Consider the following 12,069-nt stretch of genomic DNA (forward strand, 5'->3'; position numbering starts at 1 on the left):
TATACGCAATGGTACAGGGAGGGGATAATTCTGGATAGACTCAAATTGTCTCTCATTGACCTGGCTTGTTGACTACCTTCACATTTCAGGCAAATATTTCGCGCTAAGAAATAAGATTTACGTATGCATAAAAAAACCGGCCATCAGGCCGGTTTGTTAACACTTTCAGGCAAGCGCGGTTACTGCGCCTTAGGTGCCTGTGGATCGGTGTCGTATTCAGCGCAGGTCTGGTAGCCCGAATTGATCACGTGACCGGTATCATCCAGGGCGACAAAGTAGGTTTCTGCCTTACCATTACGTTGACCCAGAATATAGGTCTGGCAGGTGCCACGCGCGTGGATCATAGTGACTTCTGAAGAAGGTTTACCGGCAATGGCTGCAACCTGGGAACGCGTCATGCCTTTTTTGACGTCTTTTACCACTGGCTGTGTGAACTGATCTGTGGTGCGATCGTAAGCTGTACACCCAGCCAGCATAGTCAGTACCGCCGCTGCGCTTAAAATTCCTGCTACGTTCTTGTTCATATTCCGTCCTCTTGTTTATCAGCGTGTTAACTAAGCATGGGATAAAAATTACTATTGTTCAACTTTGCGAGTTACGCCAGACGAATTTCGGAAAATTCTAATAAAACAACGTTAAGCTGCTAAATCGCTGTAAAACAGTACACTCAAAACTGTGATCCTTGTCGTTTCCCCGACAAAGGGTTAGTTTTAACAGATCACACTTTCTGTTTGGTTCTGCATAGGGAGGGCGTAATGGCTCTGCAACAAGAAATTATTCAGGCGCTGGGCGCGAAACCTGCGATTAATGCCAATGAAGAGATCCGTCGTAGCGTTGATTTTTTGAAAGCTTACCTGTCCGCACACCCTTTCCTGAAGACGCTGGTACTGGGTATCAGCGGCGGTCAGGACTCCACTCTGGCCGGTAAACTAAGCCAGATGGCCATCACCGAGCTTCGTGACGAGACCGGTGACACCGCACTGCAATTTATTGCCGTACGTCTGCCGTATGGCGTGCAGGCCGACGAGCAGGACTGTCAGGATGCGATCGCCTTTATTCAGCCGGACCGAGTTCTAACCGTGAATATTAAAGGTTCGGTGCTGGCAAGCGAGCAGGCCTTGCGTGAAGCCGGTATTGAACTGAGCGATTTTGTTCGTGGCAACGAGAAAGCCCGTGAGCGCATGAAAGCGCAGTACAGTATCGCAGGGATGACCAAAGGGGTCGTCGTCGGCACCGACCACGCCGCGGAAGCCATCACCGGTTTCTTCACCAAATACGGCGATGGCGGCACGGACATCAACCCCCTCTTCCGCCTGAACAAGCGTCAGGGTAAGCAACTGCTGGCGGCGTTGGGCTGCCCGGAGCACCTGTATAAGAAGGCGCCAACGGCAGACCTGGAAGACGATCGCCCTTCCCTGCCGGATGAAGCCGCGCTGGGTGTGACCTATGACAACATCGATGATTATCTGGAAGGCAAAACGCTCGACGAAGGTACCGCAAAAATTATTGAAGGCTGGTATCTGAAAACCGAGCACAAACGCCGTCCACCCATTACGGTGTTTGATGATTTCTGGAAAAAGTAAAAGCAAAACGGTAACTCAGTTTTGCAGGCCGGGTAAGGCGTAGCCGCCACCCGGCTCTTTTTTAACCACCAAACACCTGCTACACTGTATGCCTGAACAGTATATGGAGTAGTATGTGAGCAGGCGTCAATCCGCCCCGCGTCTTGAGTTTGAAGCGGCGGCTATCTACGAATATCCCGAGCATCTTCGCCCCTGGCTTGAGGCGCTGCCTAAACAGCCTGGCGTCTATTTCTTCCACGGCGACAGCGACACCATGCCGCTCTATATCGGCAAAAGCGTAAATATCCGCAGTCGGGTGATGTCGCACCTGCGTACGCCGGACGAAGCATCGATGCTCAGACAGTCCCGGCGGATCACCTGGATCGAGACGGCAGGTGAACTGGGCGCGCTTCTGCTCGAAGCCCGGCTCATCAAGGAACAGCAGCCGCTGTTTAACAAACGCCTGCGCCGCAACCGCCAGCTGTGTTCCTTGCAGGTTAACGCGGGAAAACCGCAGGTCGTTTATGCCCGGGAAGTGGATTTTTCGCATGAACCGAATCTTTACGGTCTGTTTGCCAACAAACGTGCCGCACTGCAAACTCTGCAATCCCTTGCTGATGAATTACAGCTTTGTTACGGCCTGTTAGGACTGGAAGCGACTACCCGCGGTCGCGCCTGTTTCCGCTCCGCGTTGAAACGCTGCGCCGGGGCGTGCTGTGGAAAAGAGAGCGTTGAAGAACATCATGCCCGGTTTATGGCTGGCCTGGCCTCAATCAGCGTCAACTGCTGGCCGTGGGAAGGCGCGGTGGCGTTGAAAGAGACCCGCGATGCGATGACGCACTATCACGTCATCCGCAACTGGCTCTGGCTTGGCGCGGTTGAAAGTCTGGATGACGCTGCCGCCCTGCTGCGCACACCTGCCGGGTTCGATCAGGATGGCTACAAAATTCTCTGTAAGCCGCTGTTAACCGGTAAATATGAGATAGTCATGCTCAATGACCCGGCAGCCAGGTAATTTCACTGAACAGCAGCGACCCCTTCGTTTCCAGTAGACGGAGGGTATGGCTGCCCTCTTGCCAGCTGGCGCCCTGATCGGCGGTCAGTAATTTATCGCCCAGTTGCCAGGCGCCGCTTAATACGAACGCCACGCCACCGCGTGATGCGAAGGTAGTGAACGTTCGGGTAGCAACGCGCACCTTTGCCTGGCAGTGCTCCCGTCGGGTCATGACATTGAAATCCATCGACATCTGCCCCTCCGTGAGCACGGCTTTCACCGTCAAATCGCCCGCAAAGCCGTAAGGCTGATGGTGTTTCAGGGTATGGCAAAACGCCCTCCCCGCATCCAGCGTCACCTCGCCGCCTTCCAGCAGCGTAATCACCCGGTCAACGCCCGGAAACGCGGAGAATTCGCCGTTACTGGCGATGGAGGCGATGCTGGCCCGCCAGGAAAAATCCCGCGTCGCGGGAGGGAAACAGCAAATCTCACGCGTCTCACCCGCGCCGTTACGCCAGAGACTGACGGGGATTTTACGGATATCAAAGAATTCCATGACCACTCCTGAAGGACGCACCGTGCGCCAGGGCATTTTCACAGACGTATTATCGGCAACGGTATGGCCAGACCTTAGGCATGGGGCAAAAGAAAAACCGCCGGTCCTGTCCACAGCGTTTTCGCTTGTGTAGACAGGAGCCCGGCGGTCTTAAGAGAGTGAACCGATTATTCGGCTGGTGCAGGCATTTTACCTTCCGGCGCTGCACGTTCTGTCAGACGCTTCTCAAAATTGGCATTAAATTGCTTTTTCTGTTCCGGCGTCAGAATGTTGTAAATCTTGTTCTGGGTTTCCATGTGGGCCAGCATGCGCGCTTTATGCTGCTCGGCCATTTTGTCGATCTGCGCTTCTGCTTTTGCTTTGTCGAAGCTGTCGCTGGCAATGATGTCATGCATCGCGCGGCGCTCTTCCAGCGGAGGACGTTTCATCTGGTCACGCTGACTTTTCCTGATGTCGCGGATCTGCTGCTTCTGCGCATCGGTCAGGTTCAGATCTTTAAACATCATCATCTCATGATGCATACCCGGCTTGCCTTTATGATGCATCATCATTTTGCCTTCTGCCGGCGCGGCGGTAGTGGTCGCGGTATCGGCGGCGAACGCCATGCTGGTAGCGCCCAGAGCCAGGGTAGAGGCAACAAACAGTGCAGTTAATTTACGCATAATGTCTTTCCTTACTTTCAGTTATTCTTCGGCGCTATGCCGTGTTGACGAGATTAACTTTACGGGGTTTATCGTCAATTAGTCAGAGCAACGGTAAAACAATGAAAGTATAAAAAACACGTTTGCGCCAATTATGGAGAAATTAAGGAAAAAGCGTGGAGAGATGAAACAAAAATATTCAACAGGATGATTTTAAAGAGATTATGGAGGAGTATAGCGAAGTGCCGTTTAATAATAAAGCAATTCTCCAGGAATATTCCGCAAACACTTCCAGAGCGCTTTTAACGTTAAGAAATTAATTCTTCGTTTCCCCTCCGGTCTGCGCGAGGGGAGACGATCAGGGCATTTTTTCCAGCATCAACCCGGCTCGTAAACCAAACGCGACTGACGGGTTAGGAAATAAAACATATTCCGTGGGGTTCTGTACCGCATAGCGCGTCTCACCATCTTCCGCCAGCAGGACGCCCTGGCGAAACGGCGTGAAGTTCAGCGTATGGGGCGCCATATGAAGCTGGAAAGCTTCACTTTGACGCGTGATCTGCTGTACGACCCGATAGCGCACGACGGGTTCCCGGGTGGGTTCCGGCGCAACCCCTGCGAGCAACGCCCGAAGCGCCTGATGCGTAGGGGCAAAACGCGTCAGGTCGTTTTGCCCGAACGGCAGCGCTTTTCCCAGCTCCAGCGTGCAGGACAGCGCGCCGAAATTCTCGCAGGTGAAGTGGGTAAACGTGCCGCCCGGCGTCTGGTGGAAAACCAGCGCTTCCAGTCCCGCGTCGCCAAGCCAGGTCAGAAACGCCTCATCCCACGGCTGATGGCGCTGCGGTAACACGCCAAAACGTACGTGGTACGAGGCGCGGATGGCGGTATGCAGATCGAGGTGCCAGCGCGTTTCCCCCGCCCCGGCAAAAAACGCCGTGACCACCTTCTCCAGCCATTGCGCACGTGTCTTTTCATCACTCTGTGGAAATTGCGCCCAGCGGCCACCAAACATTCGGTTGATGTCGCTCACGAGATACCGTTTGTTTTGCGCCAGCGCAGGCGGATTTCCCAGTACCACCAGCAGACGGCAGTGCAGCGTAATCTCCTTGCCATAGAGCGCGCGCAGCAACAGATCGACAATCTCCACAGGCGCGGTTTCATTCCCGTGAATGCCGGTAGAAAGCAGCAGCGACAGGTTATATTGCCACGTCGGCGTCAGTTCAAGCACGCCCGACCCCAGCCATCGCCAGTGGAACGAAGGGCCTTCCCCCTCGTGCCGCTCCGGTGTCTCTTCAGCCAGCGTCAGCGCCAGAAAGTTTTCCATATCGTCTCCTTAGCGCTGGAACGGATAAACCGATCCCAGTTGCAGGATGGTCGATAATGCATCCAGCGCCTCGCGGCCTTCGCGCAGCAGCTGCGGATCAACCAGATCGGCCTGAACCAGACGGTCACGATAGTAGCGGTCCACCCAGTCATTGAGGGTATTGAACAGCGTGTCGTTCATCATCACCGACGGATTCACGGCCTGCATTTCCTCCGGCGTTAACACCACGCGCAGTCGCAGGCACGCCGGTCCCCCGCCGTTGGCCATACTTTCCCGCAGATCAAACACGCGCAGTTCATCAATCGGGTTATCCGCCTGCACCAGTTCGCTGAGATAGCGCCAGACGCCCTGATGGTTGCGGGACTCCTGCGGCAGCACCAGCATCATGCTGCCGTCATCCCGGCTCAGCAGCTGGCTGTTGAACAGATACGTTTCGACCGCATCCTGCACGCTTACCGCCTGCGTGGGCACCTGAATCGGCATAAATCCCGGCACGCGTTCGCGCAGCGTGGCCAGCAACTTTTCCTGATGGGCAAACGCCTGCTCGTGGCAGAACAGCACCTGATGGTTGGAAACGGCAATCACGTCGTTATGAAACACGCCCTGGTCGATCACCTGCGGATTTTGCTGGGCAAAAATCACCTGAGTAGGATTAACCTGGTTCAGCCGTGCAACCGCCTGGCTTGCGGCTAAGGTTTGTCTCGCCGGATAACGAACCGGCGCGGCGTGGCCGCCCTCTTCCCGTCCATAGATAAACAGCTGCAAGCCTGGATCGCCGTAATCGCCACCCAGACGGTTGTGGTTTGCCGCCCCTTCGTCGCCAAACATCGCGACCTGCGGCAGCGCTGAATGCACCTCAAAATGCGCATCATGATTAAAAATGGCGCGCAGCACGCGCCCGGTGGTCTCCGCTTCGCTGGCGCGGTGGAATTTGTTGTTCAGGTTAGCGACAGTCAGATGCACTTTGCCGTCCAGCGTTTCCGCCGACGGCGCGACGGTGGCGGCATTCGCAACCCACATTGAAGAGGCTGAACTGGCCGCGGAAAGCAGCTGTGGGGACTGCGTACCGGCTTTTTCAACCACCTGTTCATCCGTACCGCTGAAGCCCAGCTGGCGCAGCACGGCCACGTTCGGCCGCTCCTGCGGCGGGATCACCGCCTGCGGGAAACCGGCATCGGACAGCGCCTTCATTTTCAATAGCCCCTGCTTGGCCGCCAGCTTCGGGTTCGAGACCTGGAAACGGTGCTTCGTCGAAGCTTCATTGCCGAACGACAGCCCGGCATAGTGGTGCGTCAACCCCACCAGTCCGTCAAAGTTAACCTCACGCGCTTTCATGGGCGTCACCCTCTGTAAAATCCAGCCCCGGATTCAGCGTCTCCGGCAGCGTCAGCGCCGGGGTTTCCAGGCTTGCCATCGGCCACGCGCAGTAATCGGCAGCATACCAGGCGCTGGCGCGATGGTTGCCCGATGCCCCTACGCCACCAAACGGCGCGGTGCTCGCCGCGCCGATCAGCGGTTTGTTCCAGTTCACGATCCCGGCGCGCGCTTCCAGCAGCAGCTGGTCGAATTTCTCGCGATGCGGGGATATCAGGCCGCTCGACAGGCCGTAGCGGGTGTTGTTGGCCATCTCGATCGCCGATGCAAAATCGTCATAGCGCCAGACGCACAGCAGCGGGCCAAAGACCTCTTCATCCGGCACGTTGCTCGTCGCACTCATCTCAATAATCCCCGGCGTCAGCAGCGATGTGCCCGGCTGAACCAGCTTCGGCTCCAGCAGGGTTTTCGCCCCGCGCGCCACGTGCTCCTGCCACGCTTTCAGCACGTTCAGCGCCGCCTGCCCGGAGATCAGCCCGCCGATAAACGGCTGCGGCTCGGTATCCCATTTCGCGGGAACCAGACGCCCGCTCACCTCCACCAGACGCTTAAGAAACGCATCCCCCTGCGCGCCGCGTTTAACCAGCAGGCGGCGGGCGCAGGTGCAGCGCTGTCCGGCGGTAATGAATGCCGACTGAATGGTCAGGTGGACCGCAGCATCGATATCATCCGGATCTTCCACAATCAGCGGGTTGTTGCCACCCATCTCCAGCGCCAGAATTTTTTCCGGCTGCCCCGCCAACTGACGATGCAGCTGATAACCCGTTCCGGCACTGCCGGTAAACAGCAGACCGTCAATGTCGCTCAGCGCACTCAGCGCCTGACCGGTTTCACGCCCGCCCTGCACCAGATTCAGCACGCCCGGTGGCAGCCCCGCCTGCTCCCAGAGTTTTACTACTGCTTCTCCGGTTAAGGGGGTTAACTCACTCGGCTTGAAGATGACGGTATTTCCCGCCAGCAGCGCAGGCACAATATGCCCGTTCGGCAGATGCCCGGGGAAGTTGTACGGGCCAAACACCGCCAACACCCCGTGCGGACGGTGGCGCAACGTGGCGGCGCCGTCCGGCATCCCGGTATGCTGCTCACCGGTGCGGGCGTGGTACGCCTTCACCGATATACCGATTTTATTGATCATCGCCGTCACTTCGGTTGTTGCCTCCCAGCGCGGCTTGCTGGTTTCGCAGGCAATGATGCGGGTCAGCTCTGCTTTATTGGCCTCCAGCAGCGCAGCAAATTTCTCAACCAGCGCCTGGCGCTCGGAGAATGGCCGTTTCGCCCATGCCGGAAACGCGCGGCGTGCAGCCTGGCAGGCCTGCTCAACCTGCCCGGCGCTGGCGTCGTTCCCCGACCAGAGCATCTCCTGGCCGACCGGGTTAGTTTTTGTCCGCGCATCACCTTCGCCCGTTACCCAGTCACCGTTAATCCATAGAGTCATGCTGTTTTCTCCTCAGGGCAGAGCCGCACCAGGCGAACCGTGTCGCCAGCGTTACATTTCAGGGCATCCAGTTGCGCAGCCGTCAGTACCAGACGCTCGCATGTTGGGTTGGTTCGCACCAGCATGGCGCGGAAGTTGGCGTAATTCTCGTTCGAGACCAGGCAGGCTGGCCACTCGCCCGGCGCGGGCTGGCCTTCTGAAACCTCAACCAGGCGGCTTTTTCGGATGGCGCGTACGCGGTCAATATCGCATTCCAGCGTCGGGCCGCCGTCAAAGATGTCGACGTAATTACGGTAGCGAAAACCCTCTTTCTCCAGCACTGCACGGGCCGGAGCGGTTTGCGGGTGAACTTCGCCGATCACCGCCTGCGCTTCCGGCGTTAAGAAATGGGTATAAATAGGATGCTTCGGCATTAACTCGGCGATAAACGCCTTCTGACCGGTACCGCACAGGTAATCCGCCCGGCTGAATTCCATGGAGAAGAAGCGTTCGCCCAGGCTCTCCCAGAACGGCGAGTAGCCCGTCTCATCAATTACGCCGCGCATCTCCGCGACCACTTTTTCGTTGAAGCGGTCGCGAAAGGCGGCCATAAACATGAAGCGCGATTTGGAGAGCAGATAACCGTTACCCTCTTTGCGCCAGTCCGGATCGAGAAACAGGGTGCAGAGTTCGCTGGCGCCGGTGTGGTCATTACAGAGAAAGAGCGTCGGCAGCGCGTTGTAGACGTTCAGCTCTTTCGAGGCGTGGACCATCGTGCCGACGCGGTAGTTGTACCACGGATCGTTAAGCCCGACGGCCACCTCGATGGCGCAAATCCCCGCCACGGTTCCCGTGTCGGTCTCTTCCAGCACGAACACATAGCCCTGTTCGCTTTTTGGCAACGTCCCCTGCCAGGTTTGCAGGGCGCGCTCAATGCGCGCCGACAGCGTTTTTTCATCGGCAGGCAGCGAGGTCAGCCCGCCCCCTGTCTTACCGGCAAGCTGCATAAGCCCGGCGAGATCGCCGTGCGCAACGGGACGGATGACCATCATGATGACACCCCGGACTTCACCTGTTCGCAGGCCAGCGCAAAACGATCTAACCCGGTTCTGACCTCTTCCTCACTGACGATCAGCGCAGGGGCAAACCGCACCACGTTAGCGCCGGCAATCAACACCATCACGCCCTGCTTTGCCGCTTCCTGTGAAATCAGCTTCGCTTTGCCAGCAAACTCAGGGGCAAGCTCACAACCTATCAACAGCCCCAGACCGCGGATCTCTTTGAACATGCCGGTCTGGTTATTGATGGCGGTAAGACGCTCAACAAACCACTGGTGACGCTGCTTCACGCCGCTAAGCACCTCAGGAGTGTTGATGATATCCAGCACCTGTCCGGCGACAGCGGTTGCCAGCGGGTTACCGCCGTAAGTGGTGCCATGGGTGCCCACGGTCATCACGCTGGCGAATGTATCGGTGGTCAGCATCGCCCCCACCGGGAAGCCGCCGCCGAGCGCTTTAGCTGTTGAGAGCACATCCGGGGTCACGCCATAGTGCATGTAGGCGTACAGCTCACCCGTACGGCCCACGCCGGTCTGGACTTCGTCAAAAATCAGGACCGCGTTATGCCGATCGCACAGCTCGCGCAGCCCTTGCAGGAACGCTTTCTGGGCGGGCATGACGCCGCCTTCCCCCTGCATGGGCTCGACAATCACCGCACAGGTGGTGTCGTCAATCAGCTCGCTGGCAGAGTGTAAATCGTTATACGCCGCATGACGGATATCCGGCGGCAGCGGCGCAAAATCCTGAGAATATGAGGGCTGACCACCCGCACTGACGGTAAACAGCGTGCGGCCATGGAAGGCATTTTTAAAGGCTACGATGCCGCTCTTGTGCGGGCCGAATTTATCGTGCGCATATTTGCGTGCCAGCTTCAGCGCCGCTTCGTTCGCTTCCGCGCCGGAGTTACAGAAAAAGACTTTTTCTGCGAAAGTGGCGTCGATCAGCTTCTTCGCCAGACGCAACACCGGTTCGTTGGTATAACCGTTGCCGGTATGCCAGAATTTCGCCGCCTGATCATTCAGCGCCTGCCGCAGCGCCGGGTTTGCATGCCCCAGCGCATTCACCGCAATCCCACCCGCAAAGTCGATATACTCTTTGCCCTGCTGATCCCACAGGCGAGAGCCTTCCCCACGTACCGGAATAAAAGCCGCCGGAGCGTATACCGGCATCATCCATTCATCAAAATTTTCACGCGTAACTGACAGAGACATAGCGACCTCATCCGGTAAATAAAAGGTTGTTTAAATGTTAAATAATTGAGTGTTTGCACTGTGAATGTAGATTGCAGCGTTCATGCCAGCCAGCGATAAAAATGCATAAACGGATTTGGGTAACAGAATATCAATGAGTTACAATATGGAGTTATTCACTGTTAATGCATAAATAGTGAATATTTTTACAGCAAGCGGCGCTTTGCCGCACGAAAACAAGAAAGAGTATGCACATGCCAAATATAATTCTGGAATTGTGATCGCTCGCGAAATTTATCGGTTCTTTACGCCCTGTTCGAGGGCAAAACGCGTCGAAATGGTGCAAATATTGCACCGTCGGCATTATCTGTCGCAGTAATTGGGCGAAGCGGATAACAGAAGACGTAAATTCTGCTACCATCCTTGCACTATTCACCTTGCATTGGCAGCGACTATGAAATTTGTCTCTTTTAATATCAACGGCCTGCGTGCCCGCCCTCACCAGCTCGAAGCGATTGTTGAGCAACATCAGCCAGATGTGATCGGCTTGCAGGAGACAAAAGTTCACGACGATATGTTCCCGCTCGAAGAGGTAGCGAAGCTGGGCTATAACGTTTTTTACCACGGTCAGAAAGGCCACTACGGCGTTGCGCTGCTGACCAAAGATACGCCGGTGTCGGTGCGTCGTGGCTTTCCGGGTGACGGTGAAGAAGCACAGCGTCGTCTCATCATGGCTGAGCTGCCTTCCCCGCTGGGTAACATCACTGTGATTAATGGTTACTTCCCGCAGGGTGAAAGCCGCGACCACCCGACCAAATTCCCGGCCAAAGCCAAATTTTATCAGGATCTGCAAAACTACCTTACGACCGAACTCAACAAAGATAATCCGGTGCTGATCATGGGGGATGTGAATATCAGCCCGACTGATCTGGACATTGGCATTGGCGAAGACAGCCGCAAGCGCTGGCTGCGCACCGGGAAATGTTCCTTCCTGCCGGAAGAGCGCGAGTGGATGCAGCGCTTGCTTGACTGGGGGCTGGTGGATACCTTCCGCACCGCTAACCCGGAGACGCAGGATCGCTTCTCGTGGTTTGACTACCGCTCTAAAGGCTTCGATGACAACCGGGGCCTGCGTATTGATCTGCTGCTGGCGAGCGCCCCCCTGGCCGAACGCTGCATCGAAACCGGTATCGACTATGATATTCGCAGCATGGAAAAACCGTCCGACCATGCGCCGGTATGGGCAACGTTCAAGCTGTAATCCTCAGTGAATATAAAAAAAATCAGTCTCCTGTGCGCCCTTCTGGGCGCATTTGTTTTAATCGTTGTTTTGCTTCCTCCGGGCATGCTCTCCCTCGACACGCTAAAAATACACCAGCAAACGTTGCTCGATCGTGTGGAGCAGGCGCCCCTTCAGAGCGCGCTGATCTATTTTGCGGTTTACGTTCTGGTCTCTGCGCTGTCGATACCCGGGGCCGCGCTTCTGACGCTGCTCGGCGGGGCGATTTTCAGCCTGTGGGAGGCGATGCTGTTGGTGTCATTGGCCTCGACGCTCGGCGCCACGCTTGCCATGCTCGTCAGCCGTTATCTGCTGCGTGACTGGGTGCAACGGCGCTTTGCCGCACAGATGAACACGATCGATGTGGGGATGGTTCGCGATGGCGCGCGCTACCTTTTTGCCCTGCGCCTGATGCCGTTGTTTCCGTTCTTTCTGGTCAATTTGCTGATGGGGCTAACACGTATCCAGGTGCGTCACTACTGGTGGGTCAGCCAGCTTGCGATGCTACCTGCCACCGTCATTTATCTGAACGCCGGACGCGAGCTGGGAAAACTCACCACGCTGCGCGATATTGTGTCGCCGGGACTGCTGTTCGCCTTTACACTATTAGGGTTATTACCGCTGGTCACTCGCTGGCTGTTTTCCCGTTACATCCCTTCGATTAAAAAGTGAGGCAT

Annotated in this window: 12 protein-coding genes; 4 read left to right on the forward strand and 8 right to left on the reverse strand. The window is 56.4% G+C overall.

Going from position 1 to position 12,069, the window contains the following annotated elements; all coding sequences use genetic code 11:
• Positions 1-179: 179 nt before the first annotated feature.
• Positions 180-524, reverse strand: a complete 345-nt coding sequence (gene osmE / locus L350_RS15355) for an osmotically-inducible lipoprotein OsmE (RefSeq protein ID WP_022647818.1) — start codon at positions 522-524, stop codon at positions 180-182.
• A 231-nt stretch (positions 525-755) separates the two neighbouring features.
• On the opposite strand from osmE, the gene nadE reads away from it, so the two are divergent.
• Complete coding sequence (nadE, locus tag L350_RS15350; RefSeq protein WP_022647817.1) at positions 756-1,583, forward strand: ammonia-dependent NAD(+) synthetase; 828 nt, start codon at positions 756-758, stop codon at positions 1,581-1,583.
• A gap of 115 nt (positions 1,584-1,698) precedes the next feature.
• A complete protein-coding gene (cho, locus tag L350_RS15345) occupies positions 1,699-2,577 on the forward strand; it encodes an excinuclease Cho (RefSeq protein ID WP_032624399.1) in 879 nt (292 codons plus the stop codon).
• On the opposite strand, the gene ves is transcribed toward cho, so the two are convergent.
• The 7 genes from ves to L350_RS15310 all read right to left on the reverse strand — a co-directional run bounded on the left by ves (position 2,555) and on the right by L350_RS15310 (position 10,134).
• Entirely contained in the window at positions 2,555-3,112 is a 558-nt protein-coding gene (gene ves / locus L350_RS15340) for an environmental stress-induced protein Ves (protein WP_022647815.1), read from the reverse strand. The two genes, cho and ves, sit on opposite strands and share 23 nt — an antisense overlap.
• A 167-nt stretch (positions 3,113-3,279) precedes the next feature.
• Positions 3,280-3,774, reverse strand: a complete 495-nt coding sequence (gene spy, locus L350_RS15335) for an ATP-independent periplasmic protein-refolding chaperone Spy (protein WP_022647814.1) — start codon at positions 3,772-3,774, stop codon at positions 3,280-3,282.
• A 337-nt stretch (positions 3,775-4,111) separates the two neighbouring features.
• Positions 4,112-5,077, reverse strand: coding sequence for a succinylglutamate desuccinylase (gene astE, locus L350_RS15330; RefSeq protein WP_032624400.1), 966 nt, complete (start codon positions 5,075-5,077; stop codon positions 4,112-4,114).
• Positions 5,078-5,086: 9 nt separating this feature from the next.
• Positions 5,087-6,412, reverse strand: a complete 1,326-nt coding sequence (gene astB / locus L350_RS15325) for an N-succinylarginine dihydrolase (RefSeq protein ID WP_032624401.1) — start codon at positions 6,410-6,412, stop codon at positions 5,087-5,089.
• Positions 6,399-7,886 carry a succinylglutamate-semialdehyde dehydrogenase gene (gene astD / locus L350_RS15320; RefSeq protein ID WP_032624402.1) on the reverse strand — a complete coding sequence of 496 codons (1,488 nt, stop codon included), beginning with the start codon at positions 7,884-7,886 and terminating at the stop codon, positions 6,399-6,401. Before astD ends, astB begins: the two co-directional genes overlap by 14 nt.
• On the reverse strand, positions 7,883-8,917 hold the full coding sequence (gene astA / locus L350_RS15315; protein WP_022647810.1) for an arginine N-succinyltransferase: 1,035 nt from the start codon (positions 8,915-8,917) through the stop codon (positions 7,883-7,885). The genes astD and astA overlap by 4 nt, the downstream gene beginning before the upstream one ends.
• Positions 8,914-10,134 carry a succinylornithine/acetylornithine transaminase gene (locus tag L350_RS15310; RefSeq protein WP_032624403.1) on the reverse strand — a complete coding sequence of 407 codons (1,221 nt, stop codon included), beginning with the start codon at positions 10,132-10,134 and terminating at the stop codon, positions 8,914-8,916. The genes astA and L350_RS15310 overlap by 4 nt, the downstream gene beginning before the upstream one ends.
• Before the next feature lie 433 nt (positions 10,135-10,567).
• On the opposite strand from L350_RS15310, the gene xthA reads away from it, so the two are divergent.
• Both xthA and L350_RS15300 read left to right on the forward strand, forming a co-directional pair.
• Positions 10,568-11,374, forward strand: coding sequence for an exodeoxyribonuclease III (xthA, locus tag L350_RS15305; RefSeq protein ID WP_023299900.1), 807 nt, complete (start codon positions 10,568-10,570; stop codon positions 11,372-11,374).
• A gap of 6 nt (positions 11,375-11,380) precedes the next feature.
• Positions 11,381-12,064 carry a TVP38/TMEM64 family protein gene (locus L350_RS15300; protein ID WP_032624404.1) on the forward strand — a complete coding sequence of 228 codons (684 nt, stop codon included), beginning with the start codon at positions 11,381-11,383 and terminating at the stop codon, positions 12,062-12,064.
• The last annotated feature ends 5 nt before the right edge of the window (positions 12,065-12,069 follow it).

The sequence above is a fragment of the Enterobacter sp. MGH 4 genome, assembly GCF_000534735.1.
In the GTDB taxonomy this organism is placed as follows: Bacteria; Pseudomonadota; Gammaproteobacteria; order Enterobacterales; family Enterobacteriaceae; genus Enterobacter; species Enterobacter intestinihominis.